This window comes from Ruegeria sp. AP11, assembly GCF_056535865.1.
Window position 1 is genome coordinate 2,206,152 of sequence record NZ_JBQFJB010000001.1, and the last position, 18,282, is coordinate 2,224,433.

The following is an 18,282-nucleotide window of genomic DNA, read 5'->3' on the forward strand; positions in this document are numbered from 1 at the left end:
CGAGAGGCTTAGACCAATGGCACGCGAATATCCGCTCGAACTGTACCGTAACTTCGGTATCATGGCGCACATCGACGCAGGTAAGACCACCTGCTCGGAGCGTATCCTGTATTATACTGGCAAATCCCACAACATTGGTGAGGTGCACGACGGTGCAGCCACCATGGACTGGATGGAGCAGGAGCAGGAACGCGGCATCACCATCACTTCGGCTGCGACCACCACTTTCTGGGAACGCACCGAAGACGGTCAGACCGCCGATACCCCCAAGCACCGCCTGAACATCATCGACACCCCCGGCCACGTTGACTTCACCATTGAAGTTGAACGTTCGCTGGCGGTTCTCGACGGTGCCGTCTGCGTTCTGGACGCAAACGCCGGTGTTGAGCCCCAGACCGAAACCGTGTGGCGTCAGGCTGACCGCTACAAGGTTCCGCGTATGGTTTTCGTCAACAAAATGGACAAGATCGGCGCTGACTTCTTCAACTGCGTCAACATGATCGAAGACCGCACCGGCGCGCGCGCTGTTCCGGTTGGTATTCCGATCGGCGCCGAGTCGGAGCTGGAAGGCCTGATCGACCTGGTCACCATGAAAGAATGGCTGTGGCAGGGCGAAGATCTGGGCGCATCCTGGGTTCACGCGGAAATCCGTGACGAACTGAAGGACATGGCCGACGAATGGCGTGGCAAGATGGTCGAAGCGGCCGTCGAGCAGGACGACGACGCCATGATGGAATACCTGGAAGGCAATGAACCCGACGTCGCAACCCTGCGCAAACTGCTGCGCAAGGGCACGCTGGCGCTGGACTTCGTTCCGGTTCTGGGTGGGTCTGCGTTCAAGAACAAAGGCGTTCAGCCGCTGCTCAACGCTGTGATCGACTATCTGCCCAGCCCGCTGGACGTTGTTGATTACATGGGCTTCAAACCCGGCGACGAGGAAGAAGTTCGTGACATCGCCCGTCGTGCAGACGACGACATGGCCTTCTCGGGTCTGGCGTTCAAAATCATGAACGACCCCTTCGTTGGCTCGCTGACCTTTACCCGGATCTACTCGGGCACCATGAACAAGGGTGACTCGATCCTGAACTCGACCAAAGGCAAGAAAGAGCGCATCGGTCGTATGATGATGATGCACTCGAACAACCGGGAAGAGATCGAAGAAGCGTTTGCAGGCGACATCATCGCGCTGGCGGGTCTGAAAGACACCACCACCGGTGACACCCTGTGTGACGCGAAGGATCCGGTGGTTCTGGAAACCATGACCTTCCCTGATCCGGTGATCGAGATCGCGGTCGAGCCCAAAACCAAGGGCGACCAGGAAAAGATGTCTCAGGGTCTGGCCCGTCTGGCCGCCGAAGACCCGTCCTTCCGTGTGGAAACCGACCTGGAATCGGGTCAGACTATCATGAAGGGCATGGGCGAACTTCACCTGGACATCCTGGTTGACCGTCTGAAGCGCGAATTCAAGGTTGAAGCGAACATCGGTGCACCGCAGGTGGCCTATCGTGAAACCATCTCGATGCCGGTTGAGCACACCTACACCCACAAGAAACAGTCGGGTGGTTCGGGTCAATTCGCGGAAGTCAAGCTGGAGATCCAGCCGACCGAAGCGGGCGAAGGCTATTCGTTCGAAAGCCGCATCGTTGGTGGTGCCGTTCCGAAGGAATACATCCCCGGTGTTGAAAAAGGCATCAACTCGGTCATGGACAGCGGCCCGCTGGCTGGCTTCCCCGTGATCGACTTCAAGGTTGCCCTGCTGGACGGTAAGTTCCACGACGTTGACTCGAGCGTTCTGGCGTTCGAAATCGCATCGCGGATGTGTATGCGTGAAGGCATGCGCAAAGCTGGCGCGAAACTGCTGGAACCGATCATGAAAGTCGAAGTGATCACCCCGGAAGAATACACTGGTGGTATCATCGGCGACCTGACCTCGCGTCGGGGCCAGGTGTCTGGTCAGGAACCGCGCGGCAACGCCATCGCGATCGACGCGTTTGTTCCGCTGGCGAACATGTTCGGCTACATCAACACCCTGCGTTCGATGTCGTCGGGCCGTGCCCAGTTCACCATGCAGTTCGACCACTACGATCCGGTTCCGCAGAACATCTCGGACGAGATTCAGGCGAAATACGCATAAGCGAAGATTTGAGGGAGCGCGGCTAACGCGCTCCCTTCATTACCGAAAAAGGAGGCCATCATGGCAAAGGAAAAGTTTGAGCGTAATAAGCCGCACGTCAACATTGGTACAGTTGGCCACGTTGACCACGGCAAGACCACGCTGACCGCAGCGATCACCAAGTATTTTGGTGACTTCAAAGCGTATGACCAAATTGACGGTGCGCCGGAAGAGAAAGCGCGCGGGATCACCATCTCGACCGCCCACGTGGAATACGAGACCGACGCGCGTCATTACGCCCACGTCGACTGCCCCGGCCACGCCGACTACGTCAAGAACATGATCACCGGTGCGGCTCAGATGGACGGCGCGATCCTGGTTGTGAACGCAGCCGACGGCCCGATGCCGCAGACCCGCGAGCACATCCTGCTGGCGCGTCAGGTTGGCGTTCCTGCGCTGGTCGTGTTCATGAACAAAGTTGACCAGGTTGACGACGAAGAGCTGCTGGAGCTGGTGGAAATGGAAATCCGCGAGCTGCTGTCTTCGTATGAATTCCCCGGCGACGATATTCCGATCGTAGCGGGTTCGGCTCTGGCCGCGATGGAAGGCCGTGACGCGGCTATCGGCGAAGACAAGATCAAGGAACTGATGGCGGCCGTGGACGAATACATCCCGACCCCTGAGCGTGCTGTTGACCAGCCGTTCCTGATGCCGATCGAAGACGTGTTCTCGATCTCGGGCCGTGGTACCGTTGTTACGGGTCGTGTCGAGCGTGGCGTGATCAACGTTGGCGACGAGATCGAAATCGTCGGCATCCGCGACACCGCGAAAACCACCTGCACCGGTGTGGAAATGTTCCGCAAGCTGCTGGACCGCGGTGAAGCGGGCGACAACATCGGCGCCCTGCTGCGTGGTGTTGACCGTGACGGCGTTGAGCGTGGCCAGGTTCTGTGTAAGCCCGGCTCGGTGACCCCGCACACCAAGTTCGAAGCCGAAGCCTACATCCTGACCAAGGAAGAAGGCGGTCGTCACACCCCGTTCTTCGCGAACTACCGTCCGCAGTTCTACTTCCGGACCACTGACGTGACCGGCACCGTGACCCTGGCGGCTGGCACCGAGATGGTCATGCCCGGCGACAACGTCGGCTTCACCGTCGAGCTGATCGCACCGATCGCGATGGAAGACGGCCTGCGCTTCGCCATCCGTGAAGGCGGTCGCACCGTCGGCGCCGGCGTTGTGTCGAAGATCATTGAATAATTCGCGTAAGCGAATGATCAAACGGAAAGGGCACCCTTCGGGGTGCCCTTTTTTCGTTTCTGAATGATGCGCCAGACCCCCATGAGGGGCCCGACGAGAATCAGTCGTAGGCGGCGTCCACGATGAATTCCACCTTCAGTTCGGGTCGCGCCAGTTTGGCTTCACCGCACGCCCGCGCAGGTGCGTGACCGGAGGGAACCCAAGCGTTCCAAACCTCGTTCAACCCGGCGAAATCCTTCATGTCAGCCAGCCAGATGGTCACGCGCAGCATTTTTTCACGCGACGAGCCGGCCTGTTCGAGCAATGCGTCGATCTTGTCGAGGCAAGTCTGAACCTGTTCCTGAATTGTCTCACCCTCGGCGACCTGTCCGGTCAGATAGGCCACGCCGTTGTGCTTCACGATCTTTGAGGACCGCTCGCCGGTATCAATGCGTTCAATCATGGATATTCTCGTTTCTTAGGTTTGGTACGGGCGTTCATGTTCACAAGACACTGTACTTGGCAAACGGAAATCGTCGTAACGAGTGGCAGGGGAGATGAAAAGAGCGATTAAATTTGGCCTGACAGGACGTTCAAAAACTAAGTTACATGGCCAGAAGAAGCCTGAAACGCTGCGAGCAAACTCACAAAAATCGAAATCGCTGCGCCAAAAGAAGCGGATGGTAATTTCTTAACGTTACGTCCACCTCTTCCAAAGACTGAAACCCCACTTGAGAGCTGAAACAACGGACCCGGCAGGCAGGTTTGGCGGGCTGCTGAAACAAGGGGGGTAAACATGTTTGGTTTTGGTTTCATCACCCATGGAACTCAAATTCTTCACAGCAAGGATTTAGATGATATGCGCGACGCCATTCTGGACGAAGACGGGCAAGAGGTGGATTGCCATGTCAGCGATTTTTGTCGCGAGCGTAAACGGTTCGACATCAGACTTGCTGACGTATCCACACGGGTTGGCGCGCGATACAAATCAAAATCGGCAAAATGTAGAAAGCAATGGGGTGCCGGTACTTTGTGCGCTGAGTGATGCGCTTTGAAGCAGAGAACGCTTAGGTGTTTCTGGCCCAGGGTTCCCGACCCACCATCCGGTCCGCCTCGGCGGTGATGTCGTTCATGTGTTGCTCGAGGCTCAGGCGCAGCGTTTCGATCTGTTCTTCACTGGCTTTGCGGGGCACCGGGTCGGTCCATTCGCGGCACAGGAACACGCCCTCGTTGCGCCATGGGCGCGGCATCAGCAGACGGTCCCAGGTTCCTGCCTCGCGCCCATGACGGGCAGAGTAGGTGATGCCGAACACCCGCTTGCCCGAGGTGCGGGCCCAGACCAGCGGAACGGTGGACGATACCCGCTCGGGGCCGCGCGGGCCGTCGGCGGCGATACCGATTGATACGCCCTGTTTCATCTTGCCCAGCACTTCGCGCGACAGTGCGACATGGCGTTTGCGGCTGGACATGGCGATCGTGTCCATGCCGAACAGTTTCTGCACCCGCCCCACCATGCTGCCAGCGCGCGCGGCTGAGGTGATCGAGCAGATCCGGCCCTTGTCCAGCGGAAAGAAATAGGGCGATTGCGCCAGACGCTGGTGCCACAATACCACGATGACCGGTTCGCCCTGTTCCGCCAGTTGGTCCAGCTCTTCATATCCGATGCGCTGCCAGCGCGTGTTGCGGTGGACCAGCCGGATATAGCTTGCAATCCGTCGCGCAGCCCAATTCAGCACAGCTTCGCTGTCAGCGATTTTCTTGCGGATGCTCAAGGCTGCGTCCCTCCTGACTGGCCGAGCCTTGTCTTAAAGAACTGCACGCCGGGCGCAACGTTTTTGTCGAATGGCAAAGTCACCCCAAAAGTAAAAAAGCCTCTTGAGTCCTCTGCTTCACTGGCATATCTGAGGGCCCAGCCTAGGGGTATAGCTCAGTTGGTAGAGCGACGGTCTCCAAAACCGTAGGTCGCGGGTTCGAACCCTGCTGCCCCTGCCATCCAAACATCAGAACAGTTTCATTTCGGCCATTGGGGCTGAGGTACATTTTCTACAGCAACAAGGCGCTGGCAAGGAATCCGGATGCTATTCCCATAGAGATGACCGAAATTGTCAGAGCGAAGTTTAACATAACGCTTTCAAGCCTCACCATTTGAACAGATTTGTCTCATGCCGTCGCAGAAGCGGCATTCGTTCAATATGCAGAGTGTTGATGAATTCGCGAAGTACACGCTGTTCACGTCTGGTTAACAATTCATATGCGCATGCTGTTTCGTTGCCTGCGACTTGTGCGGATTCGCCCCGGTCAAAGGGTATGGCCTGCGCTGCACGCGACGATGCGTCCGCCTTCGGTCAGGGATGGGGGTATCGTGATAACGAACGAGTCACTTGACGTATCGGGCAAGAAAGAAAAAGCTTGAACAAGGCCGTGGGACACGCCATCTGAAGTTTCCAGCTAACGTGTTAGAGTTGCTGGATTTTTGATATGGGCAGAAGGCCTGACCGGGTTGGGGGACTCGGGGTAATACGGGGATATCGGGGGATAATGACTGAGATCGACGAATATCTGGAAGAGCTCGGGCTGTCCAAATATGCGCCCGTATTTGCGTCGAATGAGGTCACACGCGCGGATCTGGCGCATTTATCTGAACATGATCTGATCGATCTTGGTCTGCCGCTTGGGCCGCGGCGGCGCTTGATGGCCGCGCTCGGGCGCGCGCGCGACGCCGCCCCCGCGCCGGTGCAGGGCGCTGGCAAGATCGTGGCCGAGCGGCGGCAACTGACCGTGATGTTTGTCGACCTCGTTGGTTCCACCGCATTGTCCGAACGTCTGGACCCCGAAGATCTTGGGGAATTACTGCGCCGCTTCAAAGAGATATGCTCGACCTCGGTGGCGCGGTTTGGCGGGCACGTGGCCAGTTTCATGGGCGACGGTGCGATGATCTATTTCGGCTATCCCCATGCGCTTGAGGATGCGGCGGCGCGATCGGTCCATGCCGGGCTTGATATTCTGGATGAACTGCGGCGTATCGAAGGTCAGGAACAGCTGAAGGCGCGGATCGGGGTGTCGACCGGTCTTGTGGTTGTCGGAGAGATACACGGCGAAGGCTTGAAAGAGCACGACGTGGTCATGGGGCGCACGCCGAATCTGGCGGCGCGCCTGCAGGGGCTGGCCGAGCCCAACAGCCTGATCATCAGTCCATCGACCCGACGCCTGATCGGCAACGCTTTTGAGTTGCAGGACCAGGGCTCGTTTGCGTTAAAGGGATTCTCCGAGAAAATTCAGGCCTGGACGGTGACCGGACAGGCCCATATCGAGCGCCGGTTCGACATCATGCCCGATGCAGGGGCCAGCCGTCTGGTGGGCCGCCATGCCGAGTTCCGCAAGCTCAGCGACAAATGGCACGAAGCCTGCCAGGGCGCGGGCCAGTCCGTGCTGATCACCGGAGAGGCGGGCATCGGCAAATCCCGCTTGATAGAGGGCCTCAGCCAACAGGTGCACGAGCAGGAGGTTCTGCAACTGAACTTCCAGTGTTCGCCCTTCCACGCCAACTCGGCGCTGTATCCCATCATTCAGCATCTTGAGCGCGCGGCGGGCTTTGCGACGACGGACAGCGACGCGGAAAAGCTTGCGAAGCTCACGCATCTTCTGCGCTATCACTCGCCCGAGCATCAACGTTTGATCGCGGATCTGCTGAGCGTCGATGCGGATGACACGCTGGGGCCGCTTGATCTGCCGCCGCAAGTCAAGCTTGAGCGCACGCTTGAGGCGGTGACCGAGCAACTTGCCGCTTTGGCGCGTGAGAAGCCCGTGTTGCTGCTGTTTGAGGATGCACATTGGGTGGACCCCACCACGTTGTCACTGACCGATCGGGTGATTGAACGGATCAGCGGGTTGCCGGTACTGATCGTCGTGACCGCGCGCCCGGGTTTCGATCCGGGTTGGGGGCATCATCACAATACGTTGCACCTGCCGCTCAAACGTCTGGCCAATCGGGACGTGGCCGAGATCGTGACCGAAGTGGCGGGTGGCAACGCGGTGCCGCCCGAGGTCTGTGATCTGATTGCGGCCAAAACAGACGGTATTCCGCTTTATGTGCAAGAGGTCACGCGGGGCCTGCTGGAATCCGGTCAGCTGCGGCTGACGGATCAGGGTTACACCCTGCGCGGACCACTCCCATCGCTCTCGGTGCCCAGCACGCTGAAGGATTCGTTGATGGAGCGTCTGGACCGGCTTGGCATGGCCAAGGAGGTCGCGCAGACCGGGGCGGTGTTCGGGCGGCAGTTTTCGATCGCGCTGCTGGCCTCGGTGTCGATCCTGTCACCCGCCGTGCTGCAGGCGGGTCTGGATCAGCTGTCATCTGCGGGGATTATTCTGCAGGCGCCGGATGCAACCGAGGATGAGTTCATCTTCCGGCACGCGCTGATCCGTGACATGGCCTATGACAGCCTGCTTCGGACCGAGCGGCAGGTGCTGCATGACCGCGCGGCCGGTGCGCTGATCGAAGTTCAGCCGCAGCTGGCGCAGACACAGCCCGAGGTTCTGGCGCAACACTACACGTTAGCCCAACGGACCGACGAGGCGGTGCTGCATTGGCAAAGCGCAGGACGTCGCGCCATTGAACGCTCGGCCCAGGCCGAAGCGCTGACCCATCTGTCCACGGCGCTGGATCAACTGGCTGAACTGCCCAAAAGCCGCGAGAGGGACGTGCAGGAGATTGACATCCAAATCCTGCGCGCCGGCGTGCTGCGCTCGACCAGCGGTATATCCGGCGATGCCACGGGTGAGGCCTATGGCCGCTTGCGCGAGCTTTGCCATCGCGCCGAGCAGACCGAGCGGCTGTTCCCAGTGCTCAACGGGCTATACGCTTTCCATCTGGTGCGCGCCGAATACCGGTTGGCGCGGGATGTGGCGGCGCAGATTCTGGATCTGGCGGCGGAAAGCGGCAAGACCGAACACCGCATGGTCGGCCATCGCGCTATGGGGGCGGTTGAACTGCATTTGGGCAACCTGTCCAAAGCGCAAACCCATCTGGAACAGGCCTGGGCGCTGTATGATTTTGATCAGCATAGCCAGCTGGCCTATGTCTACGGCACCGATCATGCGGCGATCACCTCGGCGTTTCTGGGGACGTGCTATTGCCTGATGGGCCGCCATCAGGAGGCGTTACAGGTGCAGCGCACGGCGTTGGACTGGGCGAGGGACCTCAAGCACGCGCATAGTGTGGCACAGATATTGGTCTACATGTGCAAGGTCCACCTGCTGGCGCGCGACATTCCGGCGTTGCAACGGGATGTGACGGCCTTGTCCGAGATTGCCGAACAGCACTCATTGCCCTTCATGGCAACCATCGCGCGCCTTTGGGGCAACTGGGCTGAGGCGACAGCAACCGGTGAAGTGCATCATATTGATAACCTGAGGCAATCCGCGAATGACTGGTGGTCTGTCGGCGCTGGTAACTACAAAGGGTTCTTCCCTGCGCTGATTGCCGAATTGCAGATGGACGCAGGTGATCACAAGGCTGCACAGCAAACGCTGTCTCAGGCCAGCAAGGACTTGCTTGAAACCGAAGAGAAATGGGCGCAGGCCGAAGAACTTCGCGTTCAGGCCGCATTGATTGCCAAGACCGGTGGCGACCCCGAACCATTGCTGATCAAGGCCATCGAGACAGCCCGAAAGCAAGGCGCGCGGCTTTATGAGCTCCGCGCGGCAGTCGCGTTGGCGGACTGGCAGCGGCGCAATGGGAAACCGATGAGCGAGGCGTTGGATACAGCCTTGTCGCATTTCCAACAGGACGCGAACCTGTCTGACCTGAGAGAAGCGCAGGCGCTGATGGAAACGACCACTTGACCCGAAGGGCCTAATCCTGCCAGCTTGGGCGCGGGCGGAGTTGGGTTGATACCTAAAATTTTAAGAAATGGCGCTGGGCCACGTGTTCAGCGTCCGCGGTGTTATCGTGTGAGGAGACCCGATGAAAAAGATCAGCAAAACTCTTCTGGCCAAGGATATCGTGGCGCAAAGCCGCACCAATCTGGCGCTGCAGCAATATCACTCGATCTCGGGCGAGGAGATACGCGCGTTTGTGAAGAAGCTGATTGGTACGGTCACATTGCCAACCGACATTGAATACAACCGTGACCGGCAGGTCTGGAACCCGGCGTTTCAAGACTACCCTGAGATCATCGTCTATTGCGAAACCATTGAGGACGTGCGCGTGAGTTTGGCCTTTGCGCGTAAACATGACCTCTGGGTTGTGGCGCGATCCGGGCGGCACAGTACGGCAGGGTATTCGGTCAACAACCAGATGGTGCTGGATACCAGCAAGATGCGGTACGTAACCGTCGACCCGGATGTTCCGATGGCCTATGTCGGGCCGGGCACGCCGTTCAAGATGCTGAACTCAGAGCTGAATTCCTATCACCTGCATGTGCCGGGCGGGGCCTGTCAGGATGTCTGCGTCGCGGGTTTCATGATGGGCGGCGGTTATGGCTTTACCTCGCGCCGGTTCGGAATGGCCTGCGACAATGTTCTTGGCGTCACCGTAATGTTGTGGGACGGCAGTATAGTGATTGCGGACAAAGACACCAACCCCGATCTGTTCTGGGCCATCCGGGGTGGAACCGGCAACAATTTCGGCATCCTGCTGGAAATCCGCTATCAACTGCACCCGCTCTACAAGGTCTGGGGCTGCCACATCACATGGCCGTTGGACAAAGCCGCCAAGGCGTTGGAACTCCTGCAGGCCAATTACATGAGCACCTGCGATGACGACCGGTTCGGTGCCTATATTTTCCTCGCCTATCAGGGCGACAAAAAGGTGCTGCTTCTGTCTGCGCTCTATGATGGGACGGCCAAAGAGGGAAACGCATTTATCCAACCTTTGCTCAGCGAAGATATCGGCGGACAGATGGGCCCTGACGATCAGAATTACGGCACCTATCAGGAAATCAATTCGTGGCTCTACGACGACAAATACGACATCCCCGTCGTCCCGGATCAGGCGCGCGAGGACAAACAGGCCGGATATATAAAACGCCAACTCAGCGCGGCTGAATGGCAGCGCGTAGTGGATTACCTCGACAGCACACCCAATGCCTATGGCGCGGTGGCGATTGAACCTTACGGCGGTGCGATCAACAGAATGCCCCTGGGCAAAGAGGGCAACGCTTTTATCCACCGTGACGTGTCGCTGAACTTCTATGTCGACGTGTTCTGGCTGTCGGAAGAGGAAAAAGAGATAGTGGTGCCCTGGCTCGACGGGTTCATGAAGCTGATGACCGAGGAAGGTTATTTTATCGACCGGGTCTATCAGAACTATCCGCGCCGGACGCAAAAGAACTATCGCTGGCAATATTGGGGCGAATATTTCAACTCGCTGCTGTTCGTGAAGAAGAAATTCGATCCGAAGAATTTTTTCCACTACCAGCAGAGCATCTCTCCGGTGCCCGACGATGCACCGCCGGAGATCATTCGCGATACGTCCGAGTCGATCTTTGACGACCGGACCATCACATACGAAGACTACTCGAACCCCTGAAAGCGGGGGCAATCACGGCCAAACGGGGGAGGGCCCAGCATGGACACGATACAGGAGATTTTCTTTCTGCCGCCCATGGCGGTTGCCCGTCTGGGGCCAGGTGAAACGCCGCTGGAAAGCTATGAGTGGCAGCAGGACATGGATGCTCATGGCAACAACAAGACGGTCATCCGGTCGAACATAACCCTGCGCGAAGTCGAAGATGGCAGCGTTTCAGCCTATCTTCCCGATCCCGACACGATCCGCTTTCGCGACGAAGGCGGTGCGCTGCGTCCGGTTGCCCCGTTCTTTGAGCTTTGGGCGCGGATGCATGACGCTGAAACGGGTGAGGTTTATGAGACGCCGGTGACCCTGAACCTGCTTGAGGGGCAGGGCCTGTCGCTGCAGAACGTGCGCTATTCGGTCACCGTCGGCAACACCAAGGCCGAGCGGCGCACTGGCGACGCGGCCTGTGGGTTTCGCGCGCGGGTCGAGATCGCTGGGCAGGATTTCACCCCCAAACCTTTGTTGGCCTTCAGCCCGTACACCTCCGAACAGCAGCCGATGGTCTATGAGCACAATCCGATTCCGCTGGGCTCGATTCGTGCGATGCATCCGGTGCAGGGGCACGACGAGCCGGTGGAAGGAGAGTTCATCGACCGCAGCATCCTGCGCCTGCGGTTCATGCCGCCCAAGGGCGAGGTTTATGGCCCGCCCGATGCCGCCTACGGCCCGGCAACGCTGGCGGTGCCGGGATACCAGAACGACCCGCCGAAATCGGAATATGGCCGTATTCATGAGATCGTGCCCGAGCAGAACCGTATCCTGAACCCCGACACGCCTTGGTCGAAATGGATCATGATGTCCGGCACCTCAGACGACCCCGAGCCACATGACAGCTATGATGGCGCGCGCGTCGGCAATGACCAATCCTGGGGAGTGGCCGATGACACCAGCGACGGCGTGATTGAGGCGACGCTGGCCGTACGCGGCGAACGCCTGACAGCGCGCGCCACGATCATGACCGGCCCGCCCGATTTCGCACCGGATGCGCGGCCCTTCTACAGCCTTGAAGATGATCTGGCCGACCGCGATCTGTCGCTGATTTCGGTGACCGAAGGAAATTACACGCAGGCCAAGACCGAAGTGGTCGACATTTTTCGCCGCGCGTTCGAGACCAACAGTCTGATCAACCTCGACGATATCCGCGCGCAGGGTCTGAAAGACAACGCCAAGCTGCAGGCCAAGACCGACATACCCGTGACGCCGGGCCTGCCGTCGACCGATGCCAAATCCATGACCGAAGAGGACGCAAGGCCACCGGACAAAATCGACGAACTGATCCGTCCGCAGCCGATCTCGGTGTTTTCGAACTCGGTGCCCAATGACCGGTTGCCTTACACGGTGGCCACGAAATTCGTACATGAACAGTTGATTGACGAGGCGAACCTGCTGGATTTCTTGCGCCGCCGCCCGGATTTCGTGAAAACGCTGCTACGCCCGCCTTACGGCATCCTGACCGAGCTTGAAACCGACCCGAACCCGGATCAGGCCCCGAACCCGGAATTCCGCGATCCGCGGATCATCCGCGACTCGATGCACGATGCTCGGATGCCGCCCTATATGCGCGATTCCAACTATTACCCGCTGTCTCTGTCACGCAGGCAATATCATCTGGTGATCTCGTTCATCGACTATCTGGTTGCACAGGAATCGGAGGCTCAGAATGTCTGATCAACCCGGCCAAATCCGCGTCAAACCCCGCAACCTGACCGCGCGTGCGGCCTATAAAGTGCCGGGCAACCCCGACAACACGCGGCTGGACGGATCGGTAGGCAATTGCTTTCCCGGTCTGGAAATGGATGTGCGCAACCTCGACCGCCGGTTCTTTCCCGGTCTTGTGTTCAACGCGGCGCGGGTGCCGCTGAACCCCGTGCCCGAAGCGCCGAAGAATTCGCAGGGCTTCCATCTGGTGTTCGTCGATTACTTTTACGACCCGATGCTGCCCGATAACAGCCCCGAAGACTGGGTGCAGACTCTGTTGGAAGCTTATAGTGGTGAAGTAGGCGCAAATCTCAGTCAGGGGCGCTGGTTTCTGTCCTGGGTCGAACAAAGCGGCAAGCGTATTACCTTCAGGGATGAAGATAATAAACCTTACGACGGGCTGATGATCTGGCGGTTTATTCGCAGTCTGGAACATGGTGACGACAAACCGGTCAGCATAGCATTGGAGCGCCGCAATCACGAAGGCGAAGTGGATGCCGAACAGGTCATCCTGCACGGGTTCCGCCGCCAGTACCGGACCGAGGCGGGCGTTTTCAGCGCCGCCTATGATCCCGGTGAACTGACGCAGAGCCTGTGCAACCCGTGGTCCCATGATTTCCGCGATTGCGGCTGTCATTACTGGCCCTCGAACCACCCCGATGTGGTGATGGCAGAGGTGGCGCATGACGATCAGTTGCCTTCGGGCCAGTCCAAAAACCCGATTGAGGCCGAAACCTATCTGGACTGGTTGCGTTCGGACAAGTCGCCATCGGGCAACGTGGCGGCGCTGAACACGGTGGAGCAGAACCGCCCTTATCAGATCGACCACTATCAGGTGAACCAGATGTGGAGCGAGCTGCCCATCGTGGTCGAGGGTCGCGAAACCGGCGAGGTCTATGAGGTCGATCCTGAAATGCAGGGCGTCGATCCCTATGACACGCCCGAGGAGATGATCGAAGACCTCAAAACCCGTCTGGCGGCGATGGAGATGACGCTGAGCCTGCAATATCTCTATGCCTATTTCTCGCTGGCCGACCCAGAGACGGCGGATACCAGGAAATGGCCGACGTTGAAGGACGACCTGATCTTCGCCCGCCGCTCGGTTCTGGAGGTTGCGATTGGCGAGATGACCCATATGCGCTGGGCGAACCAACTGCTGTGGGAGCTTGAGCCGGAGGGCTATGAACCCATCCTGACTCCATCCGAAACCTTGCCGGCGGGCAAGGGTAAGACGCAGCCCCGCGCGCTGCGGCCTTTGACAGCCGAGGCGCTTGCGGATTTCATCGAGATCGAGCGCCCCGGCGGCTTTATCGACCGTGCCTATGCGCAATGCGTGGCGACTTTGGAGCAGGAGGATTTATTCCCTGAACGCCGCCTCTATGCGTTGGCGGTGCGGATCGACACCGACGGGGACGAGCATTTCCTGCGCTTCAGCCAGATGAAGGACGTTCTGGGCAAGTACGACACGGGCGAGGGCACACCGGCCTATCTGCGCCAGATCGAAGTCGGGACCGAGGCGCAGGCCAAAGCGGCGCTGGATCTGTATGCCAGGGTCAAGGATGGTCTGGCCAAAGCGTATACGCTTGAGGCTGAAGGCAAGCTCGAAGACTCCCAGACCTATATCCAGCAGGTGCGCGACGACATGAAGCTGTTCCGCGTCGAGGGTGAAGCACTGGCCGCCAAAGGGATCGGCATTCCGTTCTGGACGGAGGGCAAGGCGTGATCCCACCCGCCGCGCAGGTGCATTTCTTTGACAGCGGGCATGGGGATCACATGCTGGCCGTCGATGGCTCGCGCGTGTTCGATGTGCCTGCGGGAACATCGGGCCGGTTCGCGGCGATGGATGCGCCTGGCCAAAGCGCGTTCCTCAGGTCAATGGGGCTGGATGGTACGCCGTTTATCAACGACGCTCCGCCGCAAGACATGCCGGTGCGGTCGCTGTCGCTGGCAGTGGCACAGAAATGCAATCTGGCCTGCACCTATTGCTATGCGGCGGGCGGAGAGTTTGGCGGCCCGGCGCGGAATATGGAGTGGGAGGTCGCCAAAGCTTCGGTCGACCGGCTGGTGGCCGAGGCTGAACCGGGCGTGCGGATCAACCTCGCCTTTCTGGGCGGGGAACCCCTGATCAACCGCGATCTGGTGCGACGTACTACGGATTATGCCGTGGATCAGGCGCAGGCAAACGGATTGAGCGTTGGCTTTTCGATCACCACCAACGGGACGCTGCTGCGCCCCGAGGACGCCGCTTTTTTTGAGGCGCATGGCTTTGCCGTCACGATCAGTCTGGATGGTGTGGGTGAGGTGCATGACAAGCTGCGCCCCAATCGCGGTGGGCGCGGCAGTTTCGATACGATCCTGAAACGGGTCGAACCCCTGCTGGCCGCACAACACCGTATGCAGGTCGGGGCTCGGGTCACGGTCACGCCGCAGAATATGAACCTGCCCGAGACGCTGGATCGGTTTGTCAGGATGGGTTTCCATTCCATCGGGTTTTCACCGATGCTGGCCTCGCCCAACGGGCGGCATGAGCTGGATCGGAACGATCTGGACGAGATGCTGACGCAGATGATCCGCTGCGGCGAGGTGTTCGAGGGCGCGGTGATCCAGGGGCGACGCTATCCGTTCTCGAACATGGCGGCGGCAATGCAGGAGATTCATCGCGGCACCCACCGCCCCTATGCCTGCGGAGCGGGCGGCGGGTATTTTGGCGTATCCGCTGATGGCGGCCTGTTCGCCTGCCATCGCTTTGTCGAAGACGAGGCCGGGGCCATGGGCAACGTCTATGATGGCCCTGATCTGCGGCGAGAAGACTGGTTAGCAGACCGGCACGTCCACACCCAATCCCCCTGCAGTACCTGCTGGGCACGCTATCTGTGCGGCGGCGGGTGTCATCACGAAGTCATCCACCGCGGGCGCCCGGCGTGTGACTACATTCGCGGTTGGTTGCACTATTGCCTGCAGGCCTATGTCCGCTTGTCCGAAGCGCGCCCGGATTATTTCGGCGCAACCGCGCAGGCGGCCTCTGCCTGACCGATGACGATAGAGACTGAAATCTGTGTCATCGGCGGCGGTCCGGCCGGCAGCGCCGCCGCGCTGAGACTGGCGCAACTGGGCCGCGGCGTCTGCCTGATCGAGCGCCACACCTTCCCGCGCCAGCATGTGGGCGAGTCTCTGCCCCCCTCGATCTGGCCGATCCTGAACCTGCTGGGGGTCGACGCAGCTGTCGCGCAGGCCGGGTTTCTGCGCGCAGCCGGGTCGCTATTGCATTGGGCCGGAGCGTTTGAACGTCGCGGCGTCGAGGGCGACACCCCCGGGCTTTTGGTGGATCGGGGCCATTTCGACGCAATCCTGTTGCACACAGCGCGTACAGCAGGGGTTCAGATCGTCCAGCCCGCCCGCGCTTACCGCCCGACGCGCCAAGGGGCAGGGTGGAATATCCCGGTCCGCACCGACACGGATGCCTTTCAGGTCAGGGCGCAAGTTCTTCTGGACGCTGCCGGACGGCAAGCCGGGCTGGGCCGCCGGTTCCGCCCCGCCTCCCAACCTTTGCTGGCGCTTTATGCCTATTGGCAGGTGCCGCCGGGTTTCGGTCCGCAAGCCCGGGTCGAGGCTGGGGCGTCGCATTGGTACTGGGGCGCGCTTTTGCCCGGCGGAGTGGTCAACGCCATGGTTTTTGTTGACCCCGACGCTTGTACCGGGCTGTCGCCTGCAGGCCGGCGTGATCTGTATCTGAATCTGCTGGCGCAATCGACTCTGTTGTCGCCCTGTCTGGAACAGCGCCGGATCGGGCCGGTGCGGCGTACCGATGCAACCAGCCGCGCCGAAACGACGCCTCCGACATCGGATCTTCTGCGGGTCGGAGAGGCCAGTTTCTCGGTCGACGCGCTGTCGTCGCAGGGGTTGCAACTGGCGATGGGGCAGGCGGTGCAAGCTGCGGCAGTGGTGAACACTCTGTTGGAAACCCCAGAACATAGCGATCTGGCTTTGTCCTTCTATGCCGATCGGCAGATCGAACGTATTCAGACCCATGCGGCCCTGTCTGCGGATTTCTATGCGCGGCAACAAGCCATTGATCCAGCCCCCTTCTGGGCCGATCGCGCGCAACCGGTGGATTGGTTGAAGCCGTCGCTTTTGGACCCGAACCTTGATGATTTGCCCGCGCATCAACCCCTGATGCTGTCGCCGGAGGCCGGGTTGGTGACCGCCGGAGTGCAGACGGCCACCGCTATCGCGCCCGGCCTCGTGCTGACCCATCCCAACCTGCCCCGTCCGGTTGCAAACCTCGAAGGCGTCTGGGTCGCGCCTTTGCTGGAACGATTGCGGCCCCGGTCAACCGCAGCCGAAATCGTTGCAATCTGGTCGGATGTATTGGACCCGCCCCGCGCGTCCCGCGTGCTGCGCTGGCTGTGGTACCACCGGGTTTTGGCGCCGATCCGCGACCTTGCTTAATCACGGTTTCCTCGGTCCTCTGAATGGCATAAGGTCCGCCGCAACGCCAACCGCCAAGAAACAAGAGGTCGCATGTCGCGTTTTGATGGGTATTTCCTGCGGCAATTGCTGGTGCTGTTCGGCTTTTTTACCCTGGTGCTTGTTGGAGTCTTCTGGATCACACGCTCGGTCAGCTTGTTTGACCGGGTGATCAGCGGTGGTCAGTCGGCGCTGGTGTTTCTGGAATTCACCGCCCTGACCCTGCCGACGCTGATCCGGACGGTGATGCCGATGGCCGTGTTTGCCGCCGCTGTCTACGCCACCAACCGGCTGAGCCGCGAAAGCGAGATGACGGTGATGCTGGCCACCGGCTCCAGCCCGTGGCGGCTGGCGCGGGCGGTTTTGATGTTTGGGCTGTGCGCGGGGCTGATGATGGCCGTGATCAGCGTGTTCCTGCGACCCGCCTCGGTCGAGCAACTGGAACAAAGACAGGCCGAAGTTGCAGGCGACGTGACCGCGCAATTGCTGAACGAGGGTGAGTTTCTGCACCCCGCAAAGGGCGTGACTGTCTACATCGGTAGCATCGATCTGGACGGAACCATGCACGAGGTCTTTGTCTCGGACCGGCGGGTGAAGGCCAATCCTGTCAGTTATTCCAGCGCCACCGCTTATCTGGTCACCCAAAGCACGGGCATCCATCTGGTGATGCTTGACGGCGTGGCCCTTAGATATGACAGGGCGGGCAACACGCTGTCATCGACATTGTTCGAAGATGCATCATACGATATTTCAGAGCTGACCATCACATCGGACATGGGCAGTCGCAGCCTCGAGGCTGTTCCGACGATCGAACTCATCCAGAATATGGCGATCGTCGCCGAAACCGATGGACACTCGATCGGGCAACTGGTCGAGGAACTGCATCAGCGGTTCTCGTGGGTGGCGATCTGCGTCGCGATTGCGCTGGTGGGGTATTCGGCGCTAATGCTGGGTAGCTTCTCGCGCTTTGGGCTCTGGCCGCAGATATTTGGCGCGTTTACCATTCTGGTGCTGCTGGAAGGTGTGCGGGGATTTGTGGCACCGTTGGTGATTGAAAACCCCAGGTTCTGGTTCCTGCTCTATCTCCCTGCGCTGATTGGCGTCGTTCTGTCCGGACTTTTCCTGTCGGTTGCCGGACGCCCCTGGTTCAGACGGCGCGCCAGGGCTGAGGCCGGGTTGACCACGGCCTGAT

The 18,282-nt window shown here is 59.8% G+C and carries 12 protein-coding genes and 1 tRNA gene; 11 read left to right on the plus strand and 2 right to left on the minus strand.

The genetic code is table 11. The annotated features are described in order from the left end of the window. Positions 1-16: 16 nt before the first annotated feature. On the plus strand, positions 17-2,134 hold the full coding sequence (gene fusA, locus ACR3E4_RS11190) for an elongation factor G (RefSeq protein ID WP_480534151.1): 2,118 nt from the start codon (positions 17-19) through the stop codon (positions 2,132-2,134). Positions 2,135-2,194: 60 nt separating this feature from the next. Then, complete coding sequence (gene tuf, locus ACR3E4_RS11195) at positions 2,195-3,370, plus strand: elongation factor Tu (RefSeq protein ID WP_480536682.1); 1,176 nt, start codon at positions 2,195-2,197, stop codon at positions 3,368-3,370. A gap of 100 nt (positions 3,371-3,470) precedes the next feature. Here tuf and ACR3E4_RS11200 read toward each other — a convergent pair whose 3' ends face one another. Then, on the minus strand, positions 3,471-3,812 hold the full coding sequence (locus ACR3E4_RS11200) for a RidA family protein (protein WP_480535544.1): 342 nt from the start codon (positions 3,810-3,812) through the stop codon (positions 3,471-3,473). A gap of 333 nt (positions 3,813-4,145) precedes the next feature. Here ACR3E4_RS11200 and ACR3E4_RS11205 point away from each other — a divergent pair, with 333 nt between their 5' ends. Further along, positions 4,146-4,394, plus strand: a complete 249-nt coding sequence (locus ACR3E4_RS11205) for a hypothetical protein (protein WP_480535542.1) — start codon at positions 4,146-4,148, stop codon at positions 4,392-4,394. Positions 4,395-4,416: 22 nt separating this feature from the next. Here the strand turns inward: ACR3E4_RS11205 and ACR3E4_RS11210 are convergent, their stop codons facing one another. After that, the gene (locus tag ACR3E4_RS11210) at positions 4,417-5,121 is read right to left on the minus strand and encodes a lysophospholipid acyltransferase family protein (protein WP_480535541.1); all 705 of its coding nucleotides are present in this window, start codon (positions 5,119-5,121) and stop codon (positions 4,417-4,419) included. Between the two features lie 144 nt (positions 5,122-5,265). Between ACR3E4_RS11210 and ACR3E4_RS11215 the strand changes: the two genes are divergently transcribed. The 8 genes from ACR3E4_RS11215 to lptF all read left to right on the plus strand — a co-directional run bounded on the left by ACR3E4_RS11215 (position 5,266) and on the right by lptF (position 18,281). After that, a tRNA-Trp gene (locus tag ACR3E4_RS11215) sits at positions 5,266-5,341 on the plus strand. Between the two features lie 546 nt (positions 5,342-5,887). Then, positions 5,888-9,193, plus strand: coding sequence for an adenylate/guanylate cyclase domain-containing protein (locus ACR3E4_RS11220; protein ID WP_480535540.1), 3,306 nt, complete (start codon positions 5,888-5,890; stop codon positions 9,191-9,193). A 121-nt stretch (positions 9,194-9,314) separates the two neighbouring features. After that, the gene (locus tag ACR3E4_RS11225) at positions 9,315-10,880 is read left to right on the plus strand and encodes an FAD-binding oxidoreductase (protein ID WP_480535539.1); all 1,566 of its coding nucleotides are present in this window, start codon (positions 9,315-9,317) and stop codon (positions 10,878-10,880) included. 39 nt (positions 10,881-10,919) lie between these two features. Further along, positions 10,920-12,593, plus strand: coding sequence for a hypothetical protein (locus tag ACR3E4_RS11230; protein ID WP_480535537.1), 1,674 nt, complete (start codon positions 10,920-10,922; stop codon positions 12,591-12,593). Continuing rightward, positions 12,586-14,346 carry a ferritin-like domain-containing protein gene (locus tag ACR3E4_RS11235; RefSeq protein ID WP_480535536.1) on the plus strand — a complete coding sequence of 587 codons (1,761 nt, stop codon included), beginning with the start codon at positions 12,586-12,588 and terminating at the stop codon, positions 14,344-14,346. The genes ACR3E4_RS11230 and ACR3E4_RS11235 overlap by 8 nt, the downstream gene beginning before the upstream one ends. Further along, a complete protein-coding gene (locus tag ACR3E4_RS11240) occupies positions 14,343-15,653 on the plus strand; it encodes a radical SAM protein (RefSeq protein ID WP_480535535.1) in 1,311 nt (436 codons plus the stop codon). The genes ACR3E4_RS11235 and ACR3E4_RS11240 overlap by 4 nt, the downstream gene beginning before the upstream one ends. Positions 15,654-15,656: 3 nt before the next feature. Continuing rightward, positions 15,657-17,072 carry a flavin-dependent monooxygenase QhpG gene (gene qhpG, locus ACR3E4_RS11245; protein ID WP_480535534.1) on the plus strand — a complete coding sequence of 472 codons (1,416 nt, stop codon included), beginning with the start codon at positions 15,657-15,659 and terminating at the stop codon, positions 17,070-17,072. A gap of 72 nt (positions 17,073-17,144) precedes the next feature. Then, positions 17,145-18,281: an LPS export ABC transporter permease LptF gene (lptF, locus tag ACR3E4_RS11250; protein WP_480535533.1), complete on the plus strand. Its 1,137-nt coding sequence runs from the start codon at positions 17,145-17,147 to the stop codon at positions 18,279-18,281. The last annotated feature ends 1 nt before the right edge of the window (position 18,282 follow it).

Excerpts from the sequence above, each read along its gene's own strand:
- fusA (WP_480534151.1), top strand. The coding sequence starts at position 17 with ATGGCACGCGAATATCCGCTCGAACTGTACCGTAACTTCGGTATCATG.
- tuf (WP_480536682.1), top strand. The coding sequence starts at position 2,195 with ATGGCAAAGGAAAAGTTTGAGCGTAATAAGCCGCACGTCAACATTGGT.
- ACR3E4_RS11200 (WP_480535544.1), bottom strand. The coding sequence starts at position 3,812 with ATGATTGAACGCATTGATACCGGCGAGCGGTCCTCAAAGATCGTGAAG.
- ACR3E4_RS11205 (WP_480535542.1), top strand. The coding sequence starts at position 4,146 with ATGTTTGGTTTTGGTTTCATCACCCATGGAACTCAAATTCTTCACAGC.
- ACR3E4_RS11220 (WP_480535540.1), top strand. The coding sequence starts at position 5,888 with ATGACTGAGATCGACGAATATCTGGAAGAGCTCGGGCTGTCCAAATAT.
- ACR3E4_RS11225 (WP_480535539.1), top strand. The coding sequence starts at position 9,315 with ATGAAAAAGATCAGCAAAACTCTTCTGGCCAAGGATATCGTGGCGCAA.
- ACR3E4_RS11230 (WP_480535537.1), top strand. The coding sequence starts at position 10,920 with ATGGACACGATACAGGAGATTTTCTTTCTGCCGCCCATGGCGGTTGCC.
- ACR3E4_RS11235 (WP_480535536.1), top strand. The coding sequence starts at position 12,586 with ATGTCTGATCAACCCGGCCAAATCCGCGTCAAACCCCGCAACCTGACC.
- qhpG (WP_480535534.1), top strand. The coding sequence starts at position 15,657 with ATGACGATAGAGACTGAAATCTGTGTCATCGGCGGCGGTCCGGCCGGC.
- lptF (WP_480535533.1), top strand. The coding sequence starts at position 17,145 with ATGTCGCGTTTTGATGGGTATTTCCTGCGGCAATTGCTGGTGCTGTTC.